Genomic DNA, 22,679 nt, shown 5'->3' on the forward strand with positions numbered 1-22,679 from the left:
CCACGACTGGTGAAGGCGGTCAAGAGTGCGTTTTCCCGATGCGGCGTAACGCGCGGCGACCATCAGAACGAGGGCAGTAACGATCAGCCGCTGATCACCCCACCTGCCGGCCCTCGGAGGCGCGAGCATGAACGCAACCGGCGGTATCGACGCTCTCACCGCGCCGTCGATCGAGTCCGCCAAGATTGCTTTCGCGGCCATCGCGGAGACCGTCGACGTCGTCGGCGGCGACTGCCGGGCGGTGTGCGAGACGCTGAGCTCCCTGAGCGACGCGCTGAACGTGCTCACCGAGAACGAGACCCCCGACGGCGGACTGAGCGGGGCCGGCCTCACCGCCCTGCCGATGCTGGCCGCCGTCCGGGCCGCGAAGGCGATCGCGAGCAGGTACGTCGGACAGCAGACGGGCACCTCGCTCGACACGTGGGTCGACCTCGTCACCGACGCTTCGGCGCAGTTCGAGGCCTACCTCGCGCAGCTGGACACCGTCAACGGGATCGCCGAGCGGTACCGCTCGGCCGACCACGACCCGGAACAGGTGCAGGAGGACCTCGACGTCCTCGAACAGACCCGGTGGCAGACCCGGGCGTGGAAACAGATCCTGGGCCGCGTGGCGAGGCTCGGCCAGCTCGTCGACGCGATCCTGCAGGCGCAGATCCACGACGACGCCGCACCGCCGGAAGCCGCCCCCCGGACCGGCGGCTTCTCGGGGTCGCTGCAGAGGCGGCTCCAGGACGTCCAGACCCGGACCGCCGACAAGACCAGCGACCTGCGCGAATGGGTGCTGCAGCCGTTCGTCGAGATCCGGGACCGGGTGAGGGAGCTGCCCGCCCAGACCCAGCGGCTCTCCGGCCAGATCGAGACCCTCGAGATCCTGCTCGACCTCGAGGTCGCCACCATCCGCGCCTGCGCCGGGGAGATCTCCCCCGCGGCGGCGCGCGTCGTCGGCATCAGGGTGGCGGCGGCCATCGTCCTCCCGGACCTCGTCCGCAGGCGCCGCGACGCCGAGGAGACCACGGCGAGGTTCGAGAACTACCTGGCCCGCCTCGACGCCGCCCATCGCAGCGGCAACATCGGCGACCAGGTCCACGCCGTGCTGCGCGACGAGTACCGCGCCGGCCTGCACGCCGGTCGCGCCGAGCTCGCAGCGCTCGAAGCACGGGCCCAGGCGTGGCGGGCCGACGGGCCGGCCGTCCTCGCCGCGTGCGCCCACTGGATGGCCGTCGAGCTGGACGTACTCACCGCCCGGTCGCTGATCGAGCAGCAGGAACCGCCCGGTGACCGGCGGCGCCTGCTGGAACGGGAGCGGCGGCGCCTCGACGAGGCGCGTGGTCTACTCGCCTCGCTGTGACCGTCAGCCGACCAGCGCACCCCCCGCGGCTTTGTCGCTCACGATCCGGCCGTCCTGCAGCACGACGACCCGCCTGGCGAGCATGGCCACGCTGCGCTCGTGGGTGATGAGCACGATGGTGTGCCCTTCGTGGTTGAGCTCGCAGAACAGGTCCATGATCTCGGTGGTCGCGTGGGAGTCGAGGTTCCCGGTCGGCTCGTCGGCGAGGATCATCCGCGGGTCGGTGACGAGGGCTCGCGCGATGGCCACGCGTTGCTGCTCGCCGCCCGACAGCTGGTTGGGCATGTGGTGCGACCGCTCGCCGAGCCACACCCGCTCCAGCGCGGCACGCGCGCGGCGCTTGCGATCGTGGGTTCCCGCGTAGATGAGCGGGAGCTCCACGTTGGCCTGCGCGCTCGTGCGCGCGACGAGGTTGAAGGACTGGAACACGAACCCGATCCGCAGGTTGCGGATCCTGGCGAGCTGGTTCTCCGAGAGCGAGCCGACGTCGGTGCCGCCGAGCCGGTAGACGCCGGATGTGGGCGAGTCCATGCAGCCGAGGACGTTCATGAGCGTGGTCTTGCCCGACCCGGAAGATCCCATGATCGCGACGAACTCCCCCTCCGCGATCGACAGGTCGATGCGATCGAGCGCGCGCACTTCGATGGAGCCGGAGCGATAGATCTTCGAAACGGAATCGAGCTCGATCATTAACTTTCTCCTCGTCGAGAAAGTGCGAGAACTGCATCGTCCTTCCGATCACGCGGGACGTCAACGCCCCTATCCGCCCGAAGATCACGCGGACGGCGGCGTCGTACCACCCCGGAAGGCCCTAACCTCGCCGCATGCCCGACAGCCCGGTCGCACCGCCCCCGGAGTACCTGAAGATCCCGAGTGCGGCGCGGGTGTGGAACTACTGGCTGGGCGGCAAGGACCACTACGAGGTGGACCGCGCCGCCGGACGTGCGGTCGAGGCGGCCTACCCGCAGATCGTCACGCTGGCCCGCCGGTCGAGGCAGTTCCTCATCCGCGCCGTGCGCCTGCTCGCCGGGGAGCTCGGGGTGCGCCAGTTCCTCGATATCGGCACCGGGTTGCCCACGATGCTGAACACGCACGAGGTCGCGCAGTCGATCGCGCCCGACTGCCGGGTGGTCTACGTCGACAACGATCCGATCGTGCTCGCCCATGCGCGGGCTCTGCTCACCAACACGACTCCGGAAGGCGTCACCACGTACGTCGATGCGGATGTGCGCGACATCGAGACGATCGTTTCGGATGCCCGCAACGTTCTGAACTTCAACGAACCGATAGCGGTGATGTTCCTCGGCATCCTCGGCTACGTACCGGACCACGACGAGGCAAGGTCCATCGTGACGCGGGTGATGGACGCGGTCGCACCCGGCAGCTACCTCCTCGTGCGCCACAACACCGACAGCGGCGCGGCGGTGCGCGAGGCGGCCGACAGGTACGCGGAGAGCGGCGCCGACCCGTACCACCTGCGCACCGTCGCACAGCTCCACGAGCTCTTCAGCGGCCTCGAGCTGGTCGAGCCCGGCCTGGTGCCCGTGGAGCTGTGGCGCCCGGACGAGCCGGGGCCGGGCAACGCTGCCGAGCACACCGGCGACCACGGCGGTCTCGCCCGCAAGCCGATCAGCCCCGGCGCGTGACCACCTCGTACAGGCTGGTCCAGTTGTCGCTGCCGTGCCCGGCGGCGATGGCGCGGTCGTAGAGGGACTTCACCGCCTCGGGCAGGACGGTGTCGAGACCCGCCGCCGTGCCGGCGGCGACGATGTGGTCGGCGGTGGCGCCCATCATCACGACCGTGCTGAGGTCGCCCGGGTACGAGCGGGCGTCGACGTGCGCGGCGGTCTCGTCCACGAACATGGCGGCCAGCTCGAGGGTCTCCCGCATGTACGGCGCGAGCTCCTTGGCAGCGACGCCCGCAGATCCGATCAGCGCCGCCGCCTGCAGCTCCCCGGCCAGCGCGGTGAGGAACACCGTCAGCAACGCCTGGTAGAACAGCTGGGCGAGCGCGGGGTCGGACCCCCGGTAGTCCGGCCGCCCGATCACCCGCAGCGTCGCCTCGTGGGCGTCGAAGAGGGCGCGGGGGCCGCTGTAGAAGACGTACGCGCCTTCCTCCCCCACCATCGGCGCGGGCACCATGATCCCGCCCGCGAGCAGCTGCGCCCCGCGCTCCGCCAGCCACTCGGCGGCCTCGCGGGTTTTCTGCGGGCTGTCGGAGCTGATGTTGGCGATCACGCGGCCCGCCAGCGCGTCCTCTGCCTGGCCGAGGATGTCGTACATCGCCTGGTAGTCGGTGAGGGAGAGGACGACCAGCTCGCTCGCGGCAACGGCGTCGGCCGGTGACGCCGCGCGCACCGCCCCTTCCTCGACGAGCGCGTCGGCGCGGCTCGCGGTGCGGTTCCAGACGGTCGTGGGGTGCCCGGCGGCGAGGAACTTGCGCACCATCGCCTGGCCCATCGGGCCGAGACCGATCACGGTCACCGGCTTCTCGTTCGCTGTCATGGCACCAGCCTCGGCGTCGCCGCGCACGGTTCTCCGACGGTCGGCGCACGATCCTCGTGCGCCTCGGGGTCAGCGAGCGGTGGCTCCGACGTTCTCGACGTCCTCGAACACCAGCGAGGTGCGGGTGGCGATCACCTCCGGAATGGCCTGCAGCTCGTTCAGCACCACCTCCCGCAGGGCGGCGTTGTCGGCCGCGCGCACCAGCAGGATCACGTCGAACTCGCCGCCCACGAGGGCCATGTGGTGCACCTCCGGAATGGCCTGCAGCCGCGCCTTGAGCTCGCGCCACGAGTTCTGCCGGACCGTGAGCGTGATGTAGGCGGAGGTGCCGAGGCCGATCGCGGCCGGGTCGACGGTGGCGGTGAAGCCGGTGATCGCGCCGGAGGAGGTCAGCCGTTCGAGGCGGGTGTAGGCGTTGGCGCGGGAGATGCGGACCTCCTCCGCGAGCGCGCGCACAGAGAGCCTGCCGTCGCGGCGGAGCGCGTCGATGATGCGGCGGTCGATGTCGTCGAGCTGCACGGCCACCTGTCTCGCCACCCCCGGTACCGAAGGGCCGATCCCGGTCGATCGGCTCGCGCTGTCGGAGCATAGCGACAGTTCGTCTCGATCTTCGTCTCACAACTGGTGATCTGTAGCCACGGAACCGGACACTTTGGTCCGAATGTCTTCCGGGGAGGTGGCCCAGATGATGCGGCTGATCGACGAGACGGGTGCGGTCGTCGGCGACGGGGCCACGCTGCCTGCACCGGAGGCGCTGCTGGACGGCTACCGGCGGCTCGTGCTCGCCCGACGGCTCAACGAGCAGGCGGAGGCGCTCGTGCGGCAGGGCCGGCTCGCGGTGTACCCGTCCTCCCACGGGCAGGAGGCGTGCCAGGTGGCCGCGGCCGCCGTGCTCGCGGAGACCGACTGGCTCTTCCCCACCTACCGGGACGTCGCCGCGATCGCCGCGCGCGGTGTGGACCCGGTCGACGTGCTCGTGATGCTGCGGGGCGACTGGCACTGCGGCTACGACCCGCTCGCCACCCGGGTGGCACCGCAGGCCACGCCGCTGGCCACCCAGCTGCCGCACGCCGTCGGCGTCGGGCACGCGGCGCGGCTCAAGGGCGAGGACACGGTCGTGATGGCGCTCTGCGGGGACGGCGCGACCAGCGAGGGCGACTTCCACGAGGCCCTCAACTTCGCCGCGGTGTTCGCCTCGCCGGTGGTGTTCCTGGTGCAGAACAACAAGTACGCGATCTCCGTGCCGCTCTCCCGGCAGTCGGCTGCGGAGTCGCTCGCCGCGAAGGGCGTCGGCTACGGCGTGCCGGGCGTCCGGGTGGACGGCAACGACCTCGCGGCGCTCACCGTCGTGCTCTCCGAGGCCGTCGCCAGGGCCCGTCGCGGCGAGGGGCCCACGCTGGTGGAGGCCGACACCTACCGGATCCACGCGCACACCAACGCCGACGACCCCAGCCGCTACCGCGCCGACGACGAGGTCGAGAAGTGGCGTCCGCGCGATCCGCTGCTGAGGCTCAGAGCGCACCTCACCACCACCGGGGCGCTCACGTCCCGGCTGGAGGCCGAGTTCGCGGCGGCAGCCGAGGAGATGGCCGCCCACGTCCGGGCGGGGATGGGCGGGGAGAGCGTTCTCGACCCGGCGGAGCTGTTCGCCCACGTCTACTCCACGCCGACGCCGCAGCTGCGCGAGCAGGCGGCGCTGCTCGCTGCCGAGCTGAACGAGGTGCGGTCGTGACCGAGAAGCCGACGATGATCCAGGCGCTCAACCGGGCGCTGCACGACGCGATGGCCGCCGACGGGTCGGTGGTGGTGTTCGGCGAGGACGTCGGCCCGCTGGGCGGCGTCTTCCGGGTCACCGACGGGCTCACCGCCACCTTCGGCGAGAACCGCTGCTTCGACACCCCGCTCGCGGAGTCGGGCATCGTCGGGATGGCGGTCGGGATGGCGATGAACGGGCTGCGTCCCGTCGTCGAGATGCAGTTCGACGCCTTCGCCTTCCCGGCCTTCGAGCAGATCGTCAGCCACGTCGCCAAGCTCGCCAACCGGACGCGCGGGCGGGTGCGGCTGCCGATGGTCATCCGCGTGCCGTACGGCGGCGGGATCGGTGGGGTCGAGCACCACAGCGACAGCTCCGAGGCCTACTACGCGCACACACCGGGCCTGCTCGTCGTCACGCCCGCCACGAACACCGACGCGTACGGGCTGCTGCGCGCGGCGATCGAGCACCCCGACCCGGTGGTGTTCCTGGAGCCGAAACGCCAGTACTTCACGCGGGAGGAGCTCGACCCGGAGCCGGCGGTGCCGCCGATCGGCCGGGCGGTCGTACGCCGGGACGGGCGCGACGCCACCCTGATCGCCTACGGTCCGTCGGTCCCGGTGGCGCTCGCCGCCGCCGAGCAGGCCGCGACCGAGGGCCGCGACCTCGGCGTGGTCGACCTCCGCTCGATCGTCCCCTTCGACGACGAGACCGTCACCGCCGCCGTCCGCCGCACGGGGCGCGCGGTGGTCGTCGCCGAGGCGCCGGGGTTCGCCTCGGTCGCCTCCGAGATCGCGGCGCGGGTGTCGGAGCGCTGCTTCCACCACCTGGAGGCCCCGGTCCGCCGGGTCACCGGGTTCGACGTGCCCTATCCTCCGCCGCGGTTGGAGCAGCACCACCTGCCCGGGGTGGACCGGATCCTCGACGCTGTGGACGACCTGCAGTGGGAGATCGCGTGACGGAGACCGTCTTCACGCTCCCGGACCTCGGTGAGGGGCTGACCGAGGCCGAGCTGGTCCAGTGGCTGGTGAAGCCGGGCGACACCGTCGCCGTCGACGCGCCCGTCGCCGAGGTGGAGACCGCCAAGGCGACGGTCGAGGTGCCCTCCCCGTTCGCCGGGATCGTCGCCGAGCTGCACGGGGCGGAGGGCTCGACCATCCCGGTCGGGGCGCCGCTGGTCACCTTCCGGTCGCCGCAGGGGTCGGGCAACGTGCTCGTCGGCTACGGAACCACCGAGGCACCCAGCAGGCGGCGCAGGTATGCGGACGCGCCCGACCGCCCCAAGATCGTCTCGCCGGTCGTGCGGCAGCTGGCGCGCCGGGCCGGTCTCGACCCGGCGACGCTGGTCGGCACCGGGCCGGACGGCGTGATCACCCGGGCCGACGTCGAGCGGGCGATCGACGCCCGCAGGACACCGGAGGCGGAGGACGTCGACCGGCGGACCGGGCTGCCGGTGCTCACCCGCGTGCCGCTCACCGGGGTGCGCGGCCACATCGCCCGGACCATGGCCCGCAGCCGCGCCGAGATCCCCGAGGCCACCACCTGGGTCGACGTCGACGCCACCGCGCTCCTCGCGCTGCGGGAGGACATGCGCGCAGGCGACTGGAAGCCCGGGCTCCTCGCCCTGCTGGCCCGCTTCGTCGTGGCCGGGCTGCGCGAGTACCCCGCGCTGAACTCGCGGGTGGACGCCGAGCGGGACGAGGTGGTCCACCTCGACGGGGTCAACCTCGGGGTGGCCACGCAGACCGAGCGCGGGCTCGTCGTGCCGGCGGTCCGCGGCGCCGACCGCCTGAGCATCCGGCGGCTGGACAGCGAGATCCGCCGCCTCACCGGAGCCGCCCGCGAGGGCACGGCCACCGCGACGGAGCTCGGGTCCGGCTCGTTCACCCTCAACAACTACGGCGTGTTCGGCGTGGACGGCAGCGCGGCGATCATCAACCACCCCGAGGCCGCGATCCTCGGGATCGGGCGGATCCACCCGCGGCCGTGGGTCGTCGGCGGCGAAGTCGTGCCGCGGCGGATCGCGCAGCTGTCGCTTGTGTTCGACCACCGGGTCTGCGACGGCGGGGTCGCCGGCGGCTTCCTGCGGTTCGTCGCCGACGCCGTGGAGTCCCCGCTGCAGGCGGTCGCCGACCTCTAGACGCCGACGAGCTTGGCGAGGAACCGGTCGACCTGCTCGACGGCGGGCGGCCAGGGCAGGTCGGGCTCGTTGATGCGCTGCGCCAGCATGCCGTTGACGGCGGTGCGGAGGTCGATCGCCACCGTGGTGGCGTCGTCGACCGGGGCCAGCCCGGCGTCCATGCACCGTTGCACGCCCGCGATGGTGCGCTCGACCAGCACCTTCTTGAACGGCATGCCCAGTCGGCGGTGGACCTTGCTCTCGTGGAGCACCTTGTAGAGGCCGGGGTGCTGCTGGGCCCATCCCACCTGGGCCAGGATGCGCGCGCGTAGCGCGCCGACCGGGTCGCCGGAGGCCGCCTCGGCGTCGTCGCCCAGCTGGACCAGCTGCTCGTGGCAGCGCTGGAGGACGGCCAGCACGAGCGCGTCGCGGTCGGGGAAGTGCAGGTACACCGAGGTGGCCGCGATCGAGACCGCTCGTGCCACGGCGCGCAGGGACAGGGCTTCGTCGTCCGCGAGCTCGTCGAGCATCTCCGCGGCCGCCCCGATGATCTCCTCGCGCAGGAGCTCGCCCTGCCCGCGGGCATTGGGCCGGCGACGTGGTGCTGAGGCTGCGTCCATGGCGCCAGGAGTGTAACTGGACACCCATTGCGCTACAGCTGTACGGTCAGTTGGGCTACAGCCGTAGCGCTACGAAAGAACACCTAGAGGGGCACCACGTGAGCACGACAACCGGAGCGAGCAGGGCGACCAACCTGGAGCGGGTGGCGGCACTGGACCCGGTGTTCGCCCAGATGCTCGGCGCGACCGCCGGGTACGTCCGGGCGATCCCCGAGCTGACCGAGCGCGAGAAGACGTTCCTGTGCGTCGTGGCGGACGTCTGCCAGCCGAGCCTCGGGCTCGCCTTCGAAGCGCACGTCCGCACCGGCCTGGAGTCCGGCGTCACCACCGCCGACATCCGCGCCCTGCTCCGCTTCATCTCCTACGACTGCGGGTACCACGCGGCGGTCGCAGGCCTCGAACGGCTCGTCGAGTTCGAGACGGCCGCCGGCCTTCCCCGCGTCGAGGTCGAGCCGCTGGCCGACGACCTGCTGCTGACCGGCCCCGGTGCGCCACCGAGCCCGTTGCCCGAGGCGGTGCGCGGCCAGCTCGAGGAACTGGACCCGCACTTCGCCGAGTACTTCCACCTGCAGTCCCGGATGCGTTCCGGCTCCGGCCCCGGCACGCTGACCGAGCGCGAGCGCGGCTTCGCGAGCATGAGCATCGACGTGCACTACCAGACCCTGGAAGAGACGTTCGAGGCTCACATCGGCCGGGCCGTGCGCGGCGGCGCCACCGTCGAGGACCTCCGCGCCGTCCTGCGCTTCAACGCCCAGTTCGGGGTCACGCGGGCGTGGCGCGGCTGGAAGGCCCTCAACGCCCACCTGGCTCGCCAACGCCTCTGAGCGGGTCGGATCGGACCGGTATCCCAGAGTTCCGGACCGTCTCTTGGCCGCGGCGGGCCGGCAGAAGACCGTGACGCCATGACGTCTCCCGCGATCTCCGCAGGCTCGGTGCGCCGCCGCTGGCCGGCACTGGCCGGAATCGTCTTCGCCGCGCTGGTCGCCATCGGCATGGCCAACGGCGTCGAGCAGGCCCCGGTCCTCGCCGCGGCCGCGACCGTCTACATCGGTTGCGCGGCGCTGCAGAAGCCCGGTGCGGCGTGGCCGATCTTCCTGGGGACCGTCGCCGTCATCACCGTGGCCAAGCTCCTCGACGTCGACGCGACGCTGATCGTGCTGGGCTGCGGCCTGGCACTCGGGGTCTACGGCCTGCTGCGCGGCGTCCTCCGCCCCGGCTACGGGCTCCCGCTGCAGACCCTCGCGCTGCTCGGCTTCGGCGCGGTGGCCGCGATCGCCCTGTTCGTCGACACCGACCTGGGCGCGTACCTCGTGGCGGCCGGCCTGCTCGGCCACTCGGCCTGGGACCTCCACCACTACCGCACCGACCGGGTGGTGGTCCGCTCGCTCGCCGAGTTCTGCCTCCTGCTCGACGCCACGCTGGCCGTGTTGATCGTGGTCGTGACGATCGTCGGCTGACGAGTGGCTCAGCGCCGCGGCGCGGATGCAGGGATCATCACGGGATGCGTGTGATCCCCCTCGGCGACCGCGTGCCCCACGTCGATCCGTCGGCCTGGGTCGCGGACACCGCCACCGTCGTCGGCGACGTCACCATCGGACCCGGCACCGGCGTCTTCTACAGCGCGGTGCTGCGCGCCGACCTGGAGTCGGTGACCATCGGCGCCGGCAGCAACGTCCAGGACGCCGCCGTGCTCCACGCCGACCCGGGCTTCCCGGCCCGGATCGGCGACGGGGTCAGCATCGGGCACGGGGCGGTGCTGCACGGCTGCACGGTGGAGGCCGACTGCCTGATCGGCATGAACGCCACCGTCCTCAACGGGGCGGTCGTCGGCGCGGGTTCGCTGGTCGCGGCGAACGCGCTGGTCCCGGAGGGCACCGTGATCCCGCCGCGGTCGCTGGTGGCCGGTGTGCCCGGCAAGGTGCGCCGCGAGCTCACCGACGCCGAGGTCGAGCGCTGCCGCGCCAACGCGGCCGTCTACCGGGAGGTCACCGAGATGCACCGCGCCGCCACGTGACCTCCTACGGGGGCCCGGGGGCGCTCGAACCGAGCTGATCCCGGACCGTGGTGGTGAACACCCGGAGCAGGGGCCGGGCGTTCCCCGTCAGGTGGACCATCGCGATCTCGGCGTGCGCCGGTTCGCCCCGCAGCTCGCGGTAGGCGACGCCGGGGAGCGCGAGGTGACGGATGCCGCCGGGCACCAGCGCGACGCCGAGACCGGCGGCCACCAGCCCGACCACCGTCGGCATGGCGAGCGCCTCCTGGACGATGCGGGGGGCGAAGCCCGCGTCCTGGCACACCCCCACGAGGTGGTCGTAGAACTCTGGCGCCGACCAGCGCGGGAACGTCACGAAGTCCTCGCCGTGCAGGTCGGCGAGGTGAACGTCCGGTTCGGCGCAGAGCGGGTGCTCAGCAGGCAGGGCGGCGACCACGGGCTCGCGCCACACCACCTCGGTTGCGAGTCCGGCGGCCGGTGCCGGCGGCCGGGTGAACGCGACGTCGAGCTCGCCGCGGTGCAGGGCCTGCAGCAGGTCCTGGCTGCCCGCCTCGGTCAGCCGGAGGGTGGCCCCGGGCGCGGCCTCCCGGAACCGCGGCAGCACGGCGGGCAGCAGGGCGAGGGCCGCGGTGGCCAGGAACCCCAGGTCGAGGCGGCCGGCCCGCCCGGTTCCCGCCGCCCGCGCGGCGTTCGCGGCCCGTTCGGCGTCGTCGATCGCACGGCGGGCGTGGTCGAGCATGGCCAGCCCGGCGTCGGTGAGCTCGACCTTGCGCCGGTTGCGCCGGAACAGCGGGACGCCCAGCTCGCGCTCGAGCCGCTGGATCTGCTGGGAGAGCGGTGACTGGGCCATGTGCAGTCGGCGGGCCGCCCGGCTGAAGTGCAGCTCCTCGGCGACGGCGAGGAACGACCGCAGGTGCCTCAGCTCCATGAGACGCTGACCGTATCACCAGCACTCCGGTCAGTCTTTTCTGCTGCAGATCGCCCGGGTAGCCGATGACCATGACCACTGATGTCGTCGTGATCGGAGCCGGGTCCGCAGGCGGTGTGGTCGCGGCCCGGCTGTCCGAGAACCCCGAGCGGCGCGTCGTCCTCGTCGAGGCGGGGCCCGACTTCGGGTCGGAGACCGCCGACCAACCGGCCGAGATCCTCGATGCCGCCGACCCCACGGGCACCGGATTCGACTGGGGCTACACGAGCACGGCGGGCGACCCGCTGTTGGCCGGGCGGATCGTCGGCGGCAGCTCTGCCACCAACAACGTCATGGCGCTGCGCGGCGACCCCGCGGTCTACGAGTCGTGGGGATGGTCGTTCTCCGAGGTCCTGCCCGCCTTCGTCCGGCTCGAGCGCGACCTCGACTTCCCGGCCGCGCCGTGGCACGGCGACCGGGGGCCGATCACGGTGCGCCGGCCGTCCGGAACCGACCAGGAGCGGTTCCTGCAGGCCTGCGAGGAACTGGGGTGCGAGCGCATCGCCGACCACAACGCACCCGGGGCGGTCGGGGCGGGCCCGCTCCCGCTGAACGAGGTCGACGGGGTGCGCCAGTCCACGGCGCTGACCTACCTGCGGGGGGCCCGGCGGCGTCCGAACCTGACCGTCCGGGCGGATCGGCCGGTCGAGCGCGTCCTCGTCGAGAACGGCCGGGCGACGGGCGTCCAGGTGCGCGGCGGCGACCGGATCCACGCCGGCGAGGTCGTCCTGTGCGCGGGAGCGTTCGGCAGCCCCGCGATCCTGCTGCGCTCGGGCATCGGGCCCGCGCACGAGCTCGCCGCACTGGGCGTGCCCGTCCGGCACGACCTGCCCGGGGTGGGCCGCAACCTGCAGGACCACCCCCTGCTGCGGCTCCCGTACGACGCCGGAAGCCTCCCGCCTGCGAACCCACCCCGCCAGACCCTGCTCACCACCCGCGACGGCATCCAGGTCTTGCCCAGCGGCCCGACAATCGACGAGCCACAGATCCTGACCCTGCTGGTCGCGCTCATGACGCCGCGGTCCCGAGGCGTGCTGCGACTGGCGTCGGCCGACCCGGCGGTGCCGCCCCGGATCGATCCGGGTCATCTGCGGGACCCCGACGACGTCGCGCGCCTCACCGCGGGCGCCCGGCTCGCCCACCGGCTGGCGCGACACCTCGGAGTTCAGGGACCCGAACCGGTCGTGGAGGACGCCGGCAGCTACCAGCACCCGGTCGGCACGTGCCGGATGGGGCCTGCCGACGAACCGCACGCGGTGGTCGACGGCAGTGGGCGGGTCCACGGGGTCGAGGGCCTGTCGGTCATCGACGCCTCGATCATGCCGTCGATCCCCTCGGCCAACACCAACCTGCCCACGCTCATGCTGGCCGAGCGGCTCGCATGAACCCGCTCACGCGCGGCGGGATCTACGCCGGGGCGTTCCTCGGACCGTTCGGCGGTGGGCTCACGATCGCGATCCTGCCCGAGCTGGGGGCCGCCTTCGGGGTGCCGGCGGGAGCCGCTGCGCTCGGGGTCACCGCGTACATGCTGCCGTTCGCGGCCGTCATGGTCGTCTCGGGCACGCTCGGCGAGCGCTGGGGCAGGCGGCGCACCGTCGTGGTCGCGTACGGGGTGTACGCGCTCGCCGCGCTGGCCTGCGTCCTCGCCCCGACGCTCGCGCTGTTCCTGGGGGCCACGGCGCTGCTGGGCGCGGCGAACGCGTTCACCACCCCGCTGCTGATGACCGCCCTCGCCGCCGCGGTGCCGGGCGACCGGTTGGGCCGCGCACTGGGGTGGTTCGGGTCGCTGCAGGCGGCGGGCTCGACGACGGCGCCCCTGCTCGGCGGGCTCGTCGCGGAGGCCGACTGGCGGCTCGCGTTCGCGGGCGTCGCGGCGGTGGCGGCGGCCCTCACGGTGATCAGGATCCCGCCCGAGACCACATCCCGCTCCAGCCCGCCGGAGCTGGGTAGGGCGCTGCGGCCCGGTGTGCTGCGCGCCGGCCTCGTGGCCGCGCTCGGCTGGGGCTGCCTGGCGGGCCTCGGCTTCCTCGTGGCGCTGCGCCTGGACGAGCAGCTCGGGGCCGGGGCCGGGCCACGCGGGCTGGTGCTCACGGCCGCGGGGGTGGCCGGGATGCTCACGGCCCGCCTCGTGGGCGGCGCCGTCGACCGCATCGGGACGCGCGGCAGCGTGCTCGCCGGAGCCGGGCTGGGCGCCATCGCCGTCGCCTGCGTCGGGTTCCTCCCCGCGCTCTGGATGGTCGCGCTCGCCTGGGGCGCGGGCGGGGTGGCGACCCAGCTCGTGCTCGTCGGCGTCAACACGCTCGTCCTCAGCGCGGAGGAGAACCGCGGCGGCGCGGTGTCGGTGGTGCAGGCGCTGCGGTTCGGGGGCGGCGCGCTGAGCCCGGTGGTGTTCACGCCCGTCTACCAGGCCGATCCCCTCGCCGGCTTCCTGCTCCCGGCCGCGCTCCTCGCCGCGGGCGTCCCGGCGCTCAGCGTCCGCTCAGCGGGGTTGGGCAAGATCGGGTCGTGACGCACGAACCGCCGCATCGCCGGCTGGGGTCCCGCTGGCTGGCGCTGCCGTTCGTGGCCGCAGTGGCCCTCGTGACGCTTCCCGACCTGGCCCGGCTCGACCGGTTCACGCCGTTCGCGCAGCTCGTGGCGCTCCGCCCGTACCTGCTCGTCGGTCTGGTGATCGTCGTCCCGGTCCTGCTGGTGCTCGCGCGCTGGGTGCACGGGGCCGTGCTCGCGGCGGTAGGCGTGGTCGCCGTGCTGCTGGTCGCGGGCGGGATCGTCGCCCCACGTACGGTCGCGACGCCCGCGCCGGTCGGCGGCCGAACGCTCACGGTGGCCGCGTTCAACACCTACAGCGGCGACGCTGACGTCGGCGAGGTCGCCACCCTGATCCGGGACGAGCGACCGGACCTGGTGTCCCTCGTCGAGGCCGGTACGGCGTTCGGATCGAAGCTGGCGCCCCTGGTCGAGCCGCTCGGCTACCACCTGGTCACCGCCGTCGGGGAGCCCGAAGGGGATCTCGGCGGTGTCACGGCCGTCGTCGCCGACCACCTCGGTGACGTGCGCAGCAGCACCTACACCGCCACCCCGTTCCCGCGCGTCGAGCTGGTGGGTGGCGGACTCGGCGAGCTGCGGTTCGTCGCGTTCCACACGCTCGCCCCGCGCCGGGGGGACGTGCCGCAGTGGCAGTCCGACGTGGGCCTGGTGTCGCAGTGGTGCGCCGGTCCGCAGCCGGCGATCATCGCGGGCGACTTCAACGCGACGCTGGACCACTCGGTGTTCCGCTCGGCGATGGCCGGGTGCGGGGACGCGGCGGCCCAGCGCGGCGATGGCTTGACGCCGACCTGGCCCACCTGGCTTCCGGACTGGCTGGGACCCCAGATCGACCACGTCCTCGCCACCGACCCGATCGTCGCCGAGACGTTCGAGGTGCGGGAGATCGCCGGGAGCGACCACCGTGCGGTGCTCGCGCGGCTCCGGATCCCGGACGACGTCATGCCCGGAACCGGTAGCCCATCCCCGCCTCAGTGATCAGGTGTTCCGGGTGGGCCGGGTCGCGTTCCAGCTTGCGCCGCAGCTGAGCCATGTACACGCGCAGGTAGCTGGTCTCCTTCCGCTCCACCGGACCCCAGATCTCCCGTAGCAGCTGCTTGCGGCCCACGAGCCGGCCCCGGTTGCGGACGAGCAGGTCGAGCACGCTCCACTCGGTGGGCGTGAGGTGCACCTCCACACCGGATCGGCGGACGATCTTCGCGGCCAGGTCGATGGTGAGCTCGCCCGCGTCGATCGGGCCGTTCTCGGGGGCGGTGGCCGCGCGGCGGACGGCGGCGCGCAGCCGCGCCATGAGCTCGTCGACGCCGAACGGCTTGGTCACGTAGTCGTCCGCGCCGCGGTCGAGTGCGCGCACCTTGTCGCCGGAGTCGGCCCGCGCGGACAGCACGATGATCGGCACGGTCGTGAACGCCCGCAGCGCGGTGATCACCTCGGTGCCGTCGAGATCGGGGAGCCCGAGGTCGAGCACGACGACGTCGAGCTCGCGCCCCTCGGCGGCCCGCAGGCCGGCCGTCCCCGTGACGGCGGTGTGCACCTCGTAGCCCCGGGCGGTGAGGTGGATCCGCAGCGCGCGCAGCAGCTGGGTGTCGTCGTCGACGACCAGCACGGCCGTCACGACGCCGCCGCCGGCAGGCTGATCACGACGGTGAGCCCGCCTCCGGGGGTGTCCTCCGCCCTCAGCGTGCCCCCCATCGCCTCGGTGAAGCCCCGCGCGACGGACAGCCCGAGGCCGAGCCCGTCGTGGCCGCGGTCGCCGAGCCGTTGGAACGGGGCGAAGAGCCGGTCGGCGTCGCCGCCGGACACGCCCGGCCCGGAGTCGACGACGCGCAGCTCGACGACGGCGGCGTGCGCACTGGCCCGCAGGGCGACGGGTGCGCCGTTCCCGTGGCGCAGCGCGTTGTCGACGACGTTCGCGACGACGCGCTCCAGCAGTCCCGGATCGGCGAGCACCTCCGGCACCCGCTCGTCGATCTCGATCTCGGCGCGCTCGGCCCCGTCGAGCCCGCGCATGGCGAGCAGGGCGACCTCGTCGTAGCCGACGGGCCGCAGCTCGGGGGTGACGGCACCGGTGGCCAGGCGCGACGAGTCGAGCAGGTTGTTCACCAGCCCGGTGAGGCGGTCCGCTGACTCCTCGATGGTGGCGGCCAGCTCGCCGCGATCCTCCGGCGAGAGCCGGATGTCGCCGGCCCGCAGGCTGCCGGCCGCGGCCTTGATCGACGTCAGCGGCGTGCGCAGGTCGTGCCCGACCGCCGACAGCAGGGCGCTGCGCAGCTCGACCGCGTCCGCCCGCCGCCCGGCCTCGGCGGCCTGGTCGGCGATCTGCCGGTTGCGCAGGGCGATCAGCGCCTGACCCGCCACCGCCTCGAGCAGCCGGCGGTCCGCGGCCGGCAGCGTGCGGCCCCGCGCGACGAGGTGCACGTCCGGCTCCACCGCGACGTCGACGTCCGCCTGCTCGGGCTTCCCGCAGTCCGGCGGCCCGGAACAGGCGGAGATCACCCACTGGTCGTCGAGGCGTTCCAGTATCGCCACGGTGGTCATCCCGAACGCCTCGCGCACGCGCTCGAGCAGCCGCGGGAGCGGCTCGGGCCGGGTGAGCACGGTCCGTGAGAACGACGCCAGCAGCGCCGCCTCCGCACCAGCCGCCGCGGCCTGCTGCGCCCGCCGGGCGGCGCGGTCGACGACGAGGGCGACGAGCACCGCGGTGAGCACCATCGCCACGAGCATGATCACGTTCTCGCGCTCGCCGATCGTCAGCGTGTAGAGCGGCGGCGTCAGGAAGAAGTTGAGCAGCGTCGCGCCGGCGAGAGCCGCGAGCAGGGCGGGACCGAGCCCGCCGACCAGCGCGACGACGACCGTGGCGAGGAAGAACAGCACGACGTCGGTGGAGAGGTCGAAGAGGTCGCGGCCGAGCACCCCGAGCACCGTGGCGAGCACCGGCAGTGCGACGCCGAGCGCCCAGCCGACCGTCCGGCGGGTGACCGGCACCGCGCTGAACCGGCGCGGCAGCCGCAGCCCGCGACCGGCCTCGGCGTGGGTGACCATGTGCACGTCGATGGGGCCGGAGTCCTGCACCACCCGGGAACCGATGCCCTCGTCGACGGCACGGGCGAACCGGGACCGCCGCGAGGTGCCGATCACGAGCTGGGTGGCGTTCACGCCGCGGGCGAAGTCGAGCAGGGCGGCCGGGACGTCGTCGCCGACGACCGTGTGGAACGAGGCGCCGACGTCCTCGGCGAGCTGCCGCAGCCTGGCCAGCGCCGCGGCCGTCGCCCCGGCGAGCCCGTCGCCGCGCAGGACGTGCAGCGCGAACAGCTCGGCCGATCCGGACCGCTTCGCGATCCGCGCCGCGCGGCGCAGCACGGTCTCGCTCTCCCGGCCACCGGTCAGGGCCACGACGACCCGCTCGCGGGTCTCCCACACCCCGTCGGGGTCCTGGTCGGCGCGGTAGCGCTCCAGCGCCACCTCGACCTGGTCGGCCACCCACAGCAGCGCCAGCTCCCGCAGGGCGGTGAGGTTGCGCGGCTGGAAGTAGTTCGCCATGGCCGCGTCGACCTTCTCCGGCGCGTACACGTTGCCGTGGGCGAGGCGCCGCCGCAGCGCTTCCGGGGTGATGTCGACGAGCTCGACCTGACCGGCCTTGCGCACCACCTCGTCGGGCACCGTCTCCTGCTGCCTGCTGCCGGTGATCTTCTCGATGACGTCGTTCAGCGACTCGAGGTGCTGCACGTTCAGCGTGGTCAGCACGGTGATCCCGGCGTCGAGCAGCTCCTCGACGTCCTGCCAGCGCTTGGCGTTGCGCGAGCCGGGGGCGTTGGTGTGGGCGAGCTCGTCGATCAGCACGACCTGCGGCTCGCGGGCGAGCACGGCATCGACGTCGAGCTCGGTGAGGGTCACCCCCCGGTGGGCGACCTCGCGCCGGGGGACGACCTCCAGCCCGTCGAGCAGGGCGGTGGTCTTGCTGCGGCCGTGCGTCTCGACGAGGCCCACGACGACGTCGGTGCCGCGATCCCTGCGCCGCCGGGCCTCGCCGAGCATGGCGTAGGTCTTGCCCACGCCGGGCGCCGCGCCGAGGTAGATCCTCAGCTCGCCCCGCTTGCCCATGCCGCAATCTTCCGCTCTACCGCGCGACCGCGAGGTTCAGCTCCGTGACGTTCACGCCGTCGGCGCCGAAGATCCCCAGGACGGCGTGGTCGGTGCTCGCCGCGACCAGCTCCCGCACCCGCTCCTCCCCCAGGCCGGTCACCCGTGCGACGCGGGGCACCTGCAGCTCCGCGTACGCGAGGGAGATGTGCGGGTCGACCCCCGAGGCGGAGGCGGTGACGGCGTCGGCCGGGACCCGGTCGGGGCTCACGCCCTCGCGCTGCGCGATCGCGCTGCGGCGCTGCTCGACGGCCGCGAGCAGGTCCGCGTCGAAGCCGCCCTTGTTCGACCCGCCGGACGTGGCCGGGTCGCCCGACGCCGAGGGCCGGCTGTGGAAGTACGGGTCGTTCGCCGGGTCGGCCGCTACCGGGTCGATCCCGATCAGCGTCGACCCGACGGGCGTGCCGTCGGTTCCGAGGACGATCGAGCCCTCCGCCTGCGATGCCAGGCCGGGCACGTGCGCCACGCCCCAGACCGCGAGCGGGTAGACCAGGCCGAGGGCGATGGTCGCCACGACGAGCATCCGCAGGGCGGCGCCCGCCTGGCGCGTGAGCAGGGTCAGCATCTTCAGATCCCGGGGATGAGTCGCACGAGCAGGTCGATGAGGAAGATCCCGACGAACGGCGTGACCACGCCGCCGACGCCGTAGATCAGCAGGTTGCGCCGCAGCAGCTGGGCCGCGGTCGACGGGCGGTAGCGAACGCCGCGCAGCGCGAGCGGTATGAGCGCCACGATGATCAGCGCGTTGAACACGACCGCGGAGAGGATCGCCGACTGCGGCGTGGCGAGCTGCATGATGTTGAGCGCTTCGAGCTGCGGGTGGAGGGCCACGAACATCGCCGGCAGGATCGCGAAGTACTTCGCCAGGTCGTTGGCGATGCTGAACGTGGTCAGCGCGCCGCGGGTGATCAGCAGCTGCTTGCCGATCTCGACGATGTCGATCAGCTTCGTCGGGTCCGAGTCGAGGTCGACCATGTTCCCGGCTTCCTTGGCCGCCGCCGTGCCGGTGTTCATCGCGACGCCGACGTCGGCCTGGGCGAGCGCGGGCGCGTCGTTGGTGCCGTCGCCGGTCATCGCGACCAGGCGCCCGCCCTCCTGCTCCTTGCGGATCAGGGCCATCTTGTCCTCGGGCGTGGCCTCGGCGAGGTGGTCGTCGACGCCCGCCTCCTCCGCGATCGCACGTGCCGTCAGCGGGTTGTCCCCGGTGATCATCACGGTGCGGATGCCCATCGCGCGCAGCTCGGCGAACCGCTCCCGCATGCCGGGCTTGACCACGTCGGACAGCTGGACCACGCCGAGCACCCGCGCCGCACCGTTCGCACGCTCGGCGACGACGAGCGGTGTACCGCCCTCGGCGCTGATCCGGTCGACGGTGGCGCCGACCTCGGCCGGCAAGGCCGCGTCGGTCCACTTCGCGACGGCGGAGCTCGCGCCCTTGCGAACGCTGCGGCCGTCCAGGTCCAGCCCGGACATGCGGGTGTGCGCGGTGAACGGGACGAACTCGCCGCCGGCCTCCCCGTCGTCCGCCTCGGCGCACAACGCGACGATGCTGCGCCCCTCGGGCGTCTCGTCGGCCAGGCTGGAGAGCCGGGCGGCCGCGGCGAGCTCCGCCGTGGCGATGCCCGGGGCGGGGTGCAGCGCCGTCGCCCGGCGGTTGCCGAAGGTGATCGTGCCGGTCTTGTCCAGCAGAAGGGTGTCGACGTCCCCTGCCGCCTCGACGGCGCGTCCCGAGGTGGCGAGCACGTTGCGCTGGACGAGCCGGTCCATGCCTGCGATACCGATCGCGGACAGCAGCGCGCCGATCGTGGTCGGGATCAGGCACACCAGCAGCGCGGTCAGCACGATCAGCGACTGCTCCGCGCCGGAGTAGCCGGCCATCGGCTGCAGCGCCACCACGGCGAGCAGGAAGATGATCGTCAGCGTCGACAGCAGGATCGTCAGGGCGATCTCGTTGGGCGTCTTCTGCCGCTCCGCGCCCTCGACGAGCGCGATCATGCGGTCCACGAACGACTCCCCCGGCGCTGTCGTGATCTCCACGACGATCCGGTCGGACAGCACGGTGGTGCCTCCGGTCACCGAGGACCGGTCCCCGCCCGACTCGCGGACCACCGGGGCCGACTCTCCCGTGATCGCCGACTCGTCGACGGTGGCGATGCCCTCCACCACGTCGCCGTCGCCCGGGATGACCTCGCCCGCCTCCACGACCACCCGGTCGCCGACGCGCAGGGTGGGCGCGGGTACGAGCTCCTCGGTGCCGTCGGGCAGCAGGCGACGGGCGACCGTCTCGGTGCGCGTGCGGCGCAGGCTCTCCGCCTGCGCCTTGCCGCGCCCCTCCGCGACGGCCTCGGCCAGGTTCGCGAACACGACGGTGAGCCACAGCCAGACCGCGATCAGCCAGGCGAACACGCTCGGCTGCGCGATCGCGAGGCCCGTGACGAGCACGGACCCGACCCAGACGACGAACATGACCGGGTTGCGCAGCTGCGCCCGCGGGTCGAGCTTCCGCAAGGCGTCCGGCACCGCCTGCCAGAGCTGGCGCGGGGAGAACGCGCCCGCGGTCACCGTGCGGCCGGTGCGCTGCGCATGCAGCTCCCGGCGCTCGACGATGGAGCGTTCCTCTACGACGGTCATGCCAAGGCCTCCGCGATGGGCCCGAGGGCCAGAGCAGGGAAGAAGGTGAGTGCGGCGACGAGGACGACCGTGCCGCCGACGAGCACGCCGAAGAGCGGCCCGTTCGTGGGGAGCGTTCCGGCGCCGGGCGTCACGCGCTTCTGCGCGGCGAGCGAGCCGGCCAGCGCGAGCACGGCCAGGATCGGGACGAACCGGCCGAACAGCATCGCCAGGGCAAGCGTGGACTGGAAGAACGGGCTCGTCACCGTCAGGCCGGCGAAGGCGCTGCCGTTGTTGTTGCCCGTCGAGGCGTAGGCGTAGAGCACCTCGGAGAGGCCGTGCTCGCCGGTGTTGGCCAGCGCGGACGAGAGTTCCCATGGCTGGGCGAGCGCGGCCCCCGTGCCGAGCAGCACGACCGTGGGCATCGCGAGGATCGCGATCGCCGCGGCCGTCACCTGCGGGCGGCCGAGCTTCTTGCCCAGGTACTCCGGCGTGCGGCCGACCATGAGCCCGGCGAGGAACACGGCGATCACCGCGAGCACGAGGATCCCGTACAGGCCTGCGCCGACCCCTCCCGGCGCGACCTCACCGAGCAGCATGTTCAGCAGCACCACGCCGCCACCAAGACCGGTGTAGCTGTCGTGCAGCGAGTTCACCGCCCCCGTCGAAGTCCCGGTCGTGGAGACGGCGAAGAGCACCGACGAGGGGATGTCGAAGCGGACCTCCTTGCCTTCCAGCGCTCCCCCGGCGAGGAGGGCCGCGGGCCCGTTCGGGTGCGTCTCCGCCCACCAGGCGGCGGTGAGCAGGCCGCCCCACAGCACGCCCATCACCACGAGCAGCACGTGGCCCTGGCGGGTGTCGCGCACCATCACGCCGAACGCGCGGGTGAGGCAGACCGGGATCACCAGCAGCAGGAAGATCTCCAGAACGTTCGAGATCCCGTTCGGGTTCTCGAAGGGGTGCGCGGAGTTGGCGTTGAAGATCCCGCCACCGTTCGTGCCCAGCTCCTTGATCGCCTCCTGCGAGGCAGCCGGTGCCAGGGCGATCGTGTGCTGCTGGCCATCCACCCCGGTCACGTCGACCCCGGCCCGAAGGCTCATCGTCACGCCGAGCGCGACCAGGACGATCGCGGCGACGAACGAGATGGGGAGCAGCACGCGGACGGTGCCGCGGACGAGGTCGACCCAGAAGTTGCCGATCCGGTCGCTCGACGCGCGGACGAACCCGCGCACCAGCGCCACCGCGACCCCCATGCCGACGGCGGCCGACACGAAGTTCTGCACGGTCAGGCCGGCCATCTGCACCAGGTGGCCCATCACGGTCTCGGGCACGTAGGACTGCCAGTTCGTGTTCGTCACGAACGACACCGCGGTGTTGAACGCGATGCCCGGCTCGACGGGGCCGCGGCCGAGGCTCAGCGGCAGCAGGCCCTGCAGTCGTTGCAGCAGGTAGAGCAGCACGATCGACAGGAACGAGAACGCCAGCAGCGCTGCGGCGTACCCGGTCCAGCGCTGCTCGGCGTCGGGATCGACGCCGACCACGCGGTAGACGGCCTTCTCGACCCGCCAGTGCTTGCCGCTGGTGTAGACGGCGGCGAGGTAGTTGCCCAACGGGACGTACACCACGGCCAGGAGCACGAGGAGAACGCCGAGCTGCAGCAGCCCGGCCGTCGTGACGGACATCAGAAGCGCTCCGGTCGAACGAGGGCGATGACCAGGTAGACGATCAGCGCGGCCGCCAGCAGCCCGCCGATCACGTTCTCGAGGATCACAGGCGCTGCAACCCCCGCATCATCAGCAGCAGCGCGGCGAAGCCGCCGACGAGCAGCAGCGCGTAGGCCAGGTCGGCCATTGAAGGTCCTCCTCCGCCACGGCCCCGTTGGTCGTGGCGGCCGCAAGGATGCGACCCCGGAACGGCGGTTCGCCGCCACCTTGACGGCTTCCTAACGGCGGTGTGCTGCGGCTCATCCTCGACTCACCCGACCAGGTTCGAGCAGCACCACGACGGGCGAGGAGCGCTGGTCACGCCGCCAGTGGCAATAGGTCGGCAAGCGCACGATCGGCGGGCCAGTGGAGCACAC

The 22,679-nt window shown here is 72.9% G+C and carries 22 protein-coding genes; 11 read left to right on the forward strand and 11 right to left on the reverse strand.

Annotated elements, in window-relative coordinates; all coding sequences use genetic code 11:
* Nucleotides 1–127: 127 nt before the first annotated feature.
* Nucleotides 128–1,348: a hypothetical protein gene (locus tag FB388_RS24760; protein ID WP_142104566.1), complete on the forward strand. Its 1,221-nt coding sequence runs from the start codon at nt 128–130 to the stop codon at nt 1,346–1,348.
* A 3-nt stretch (nt 1,349–1,351) separates the two neighbouring features.
* On the opposite strand, the gene FB388_RS24765 is transcribed toward FB388_RS24760, so the two are convergent.
* The gene (locus FB388_RS24765; RefSeq protein WP_142104567.1) at nt 1,352–2,038 is read right to left on the reverse strand and encodes an ABC transporter ATP-binding protein; all 687 of its coding nucleotides are present in this window, start codon (nt 2,036–2,038) and stop codon (nt 1,352–1,354) included.
* A 134-nt stretch (nt 2,039–2,172) separates the two neighbouring features.
* Between FB388_RS24765 and FB388_RS24770 the strand changes: the two genes are divergently transcribed.
* The gene (locus FB388_RS24770; protein ID WP_142104568.1) at nt 2,173–2,994 is read left to right on the forward strand and encodes an SAM-dependent methyltransferase; all 822 of its coding nucleotides are present in this window, start codon (nt 2,173–2,175) and stop codon (nt 2,992–2,994) included.
* Here FB388_RS24770 and FB388_RS24775 read toward each other — a convergent pair.
* Together FB388_RS24775 and FB388_RS24780 are read right to left on the reverse strand one after the other, a co-directional pair.
* Entirely contained in the window at nt 2,978–3,853 is an 876-nt protein-coding gene (locus FB388_RS24775; protein WP_142104569.1) for an NAD(P)-dependent oxidoreductase, read from the reverse strand. The genes FB388_RS24770 and FB388_RS24775 overlap by 17 nt on opposite strands.
* Before the next feature lie 69 nt (nt 3,854–3,922).
* Nucleotides 3,923–4,390 (reverse strand): Lrp/AsnC family transcriptional regulator, encoded by a 468-nt coding sequence (locus tag FB388_RS24780; RefSeq protein WP_246122367.1) that lies wholly within the window; start codon nt 4,388–4,390, stop codon nt 3,923–3,925.
* 124 nt (nt 4,391–4,514) lie between these two features.
* Here FB388_RS24780 and pdhA point away from each other — a divergent pair, with 124 nt between their 5' ends.
* From pdhA to FB388_RS24795, 3 genes are read left to right on the forward strand one after another with little or no spacing between them, the layout of a single operon-like run.
* Complete coding sequence (gene pdhA / locus FB388_RS24785) at nt 4,515–5,585, forward strand: pyruvate dehydrogenase (acetyl-transferring) E1 component subunit alpha (RefSeq protein ID WP_142104570.1); 1,071 nt, start codon at nt 4,515–4,517, stop codon at nt 5,583–5,585.
* 14 nt (nt 5,586–5,599) lie between these two features.
* Nucleotides 5,600–6,565 carry an alpha-ketoacid dehydrogenase subunit beta gene (locus tag FB388_RS24790; RefSeq protein ID WP_142106267.1) on the forward strand — a complete coding sequence of 322 codons (966 nt, stop codon included), beginning with the start codon at nt 5,600–5,602 and terminating at the stop codon, nt 6,563–6,565.
* Nucleotides 6,562–7,746: a dihydrolipoamide acetyltransferase family protein gene (locus tag FB388_RS24795; RefSeq protein ID WP_142104571.1), complete on the forward strand. Its 1,185-nt coding sequence runs from the start codon at nt 6,562–6,564 to the stop codon at nt 7,744–7,746. The genes FB388_RS24790 and FB388_RS24795 overlap by 4 nt, the downstream gene beginning before the upstream one ends.
* Here the strand turns inward: FB388_RS24795 and FB388_RS24800 are convergent.
* On the reverse strand, nt 7,743–8,345 hold the full coding sequence (locus tag FB388_RS24800) for a TetR/AcrR family transcriptional regulator (RefSeq protein ID WP_142104572.1): 603 nt from the start codon (nt 8,343–8,345) through the stop codon (nt 7,743–7,745). The two genes, FB388_RS24795 and FB388_RS24800, sit on opposite strands and share 4 nt — an antisense overlap.
* A gap of 98 nt (nt 8,346–8,443) precedes the next feature.
* Between FB388_RS24800 and FB388_RS24805 the strand changes: the two genes are divergently transcribed.
* From FB388_RS24805 to FB388_RS24815, 3 genes are all read left to right on the forward strand, one after another.
* Nucleotides 8,444–9,169 carry a carboxymuconolactone decarboxylase family protein gene (locus FB388_RS24805; protein ID WP_142104573.1) on the forward strand — a complete coding sequence of 242 codons (726 nt, stop codon included), beginning with the start codon at nt 8,444–8,446 and terminating at the stop codon, nt 9,167–9,169.
* Between the two features lie 78 nt (nt 9,170–9,247).
* A complete protein-coding gene (locus tag FB388_RS24810; RefSeq protein ID WP_142104574.1) occupies nt 9,248–9,802 on the forward strand; it encodes a hypothetical protein in 555 nt (184 codons plus the stop codon).
* A gap of 44 nt (nt 9,803–9,846) precedes the next feature.
* Nucleotides 9,847–10,359 carry a gamma carbonic anhydrase family protein gene (locus FB388_RS24815; protein WP_142104575.1) on the forward strand — a complete coding sequence of 171 codons (513 nt, stop codon included), beginning with the start codon at nt 9,847–9,849 and terminating at the stop codon, nt 10,357–10,359.
* Between the two features lie 4 nt (nt 10,360–10,363).
* Here the strand turns inward: FB388_RS24815 and FB388_RS24820 are convergent, their stop codons facing one another.
* Entirely contained in the window at nt 10,364–11,266 is a 903-nt protein-coding gene (locus tag FB388_RS24820) for a LysR family transcriptional regulator (protein WP_142104576.1), read from the reverse strand.
* Nucleotides 11,267–11,337: 71 nt separating this feature from the next.
* Here FB388_RS24820 and FB388_RS24825 point away from each other — a divergent pair, with 71 nt between their 5' ends.
* From FB388_RS24825 to FB388_RS24835, 3 genes are read left to right on the forward strand one after another with little or no spacing between them, the layout of a single operon-like run.
* The gene (locus FB388_RS24825; RefSeq protein WP_170225818.1) at nt 11,338–12,690 is read left to right on the forward strand and encodes a GMC family oxidoreductase; all 1,353 of its coding nucleotides are present in this window, start codon (nt 11,338–11,340) and stop codon (nt 12,688–12,690) included.
* Nucleotides 12,687–13,814, forward strand: a complete 1,128-nt coding sequence (locus FB388_RS24830) for an MFS transporter (protein ID WP_142104578.1) — start codon at nt 12,687–12,689, stop codon at nt 13,812–13,814. Before FB388_RS24825 ends, FB388_RS24830 begins: the two co-directional genes overlap by 4 nt.
* A complete protein-coding gene (locus FB388_RS24835; protein WP_142104579.1) occupies nt 13,811–14,827 on the forward strand; it encodes an endonuclease/exonuclease/phosphatase family protein in 1,017 nt (338 codons plus the stop codon). Before FB388_RS24830 ends, FB388_RS24835 begins: the two co-directional genes overlap by 4 nt.
* Here FB388_RS24835 and FB388_RS24840 read toward each other — a convergent pair.
* From FB388_RS24840 to kdpF, 6 genes are read right to left on the reverse strand one after another with little or no spacing between them, the layout of a single operon-like run.
* Nucleotides 14,790–15,464 (reverse strand): response regulator, encoded by a 675-nt coding sequence (locus tag FB388_RS24840; protein WP_142104580.1) that lies wholly within the window; start codon nt 15,462–15,464, stop codon nt 14,790–14,792. The two genes, FB388_RS24835 and FB388_RS24840, sit on opposite strands and share 38 nt — an antisense overlap.
* Entirely contained in the window at nt 15,461–17,950 is a 2,490-nt protein-coding gene (locus FB388_RS24845; protein WP_142104581.1) for a sensor histidine kinase, read from the reverse strand. Before FB388_RS24845 ends, FB388_RS24840 begins: the two co-directional genes overlap by 4 nt.
* Nucleotides 17,951–17,966: 16 nt before the next feature.
* Complete coding sequence (locus FB388_RS24850; RefSeq protein ID WP_142104582.1) at nt 17,967–18,554, reverse strand: potassium-transporting ATPase subunit C; 588 nt, start codon at nt 18,552–18,554, stop codon at nt 17,967–17,969.
* Nucleotides 18,555–18,556: 2 nt separating this feature from the next.
* Entirely contained in the window at nt 18,557–20,620 is a 2,064-nt protein-coding gene (gene kdpB, locus FB388_RS24855; protein WP_142104583.1) for a potassium-transporting ATPase subunit KdpB, read from the reverse strand.
* Nucleotides 20,617–22,281, reverse strand: coding sequence for a potassium-transporting ATPase subunit KdpA (kdpA, locus tag FB388_RS24860; RefSeq protein ID WP_142104584.1), 1,665 nt, complete (start codon nt 22,279–22,281; stop codon nt 20,617–20,619). The genes kdpB and kdpA overlap by 4 nt, the downstream gene beginning before the upstream one ends.
* The gene (gene kdpF / locus FB388_RS24865) at nt 22,281–22,370 is read right to left on the reverse strand and encodes a K(+)-transporting ATPase subunit F (protein WP_142104585.1); all 90 of its coding nucleotides are present in this window, start codon (nt 22,368–22,370) and stop codon (nt 22,281–22,283) included. The genes kdpA and kdpF overlap by 1 nt, the downstream gene beginning before the upstream one ends.
* Nucleotides 22,371–22,679: the final 309 nt, after the last annotated feature.

The organism is Pseudonocardia cypriaca (genome assembly GCF_006717045.1).
GTDB lineage: Bacteria > Actinomycetota > Actinomycetes > Mycobacteriales > Pseudonocardiaceae > Pseudonocardia > Pseudonocardia cypriaca.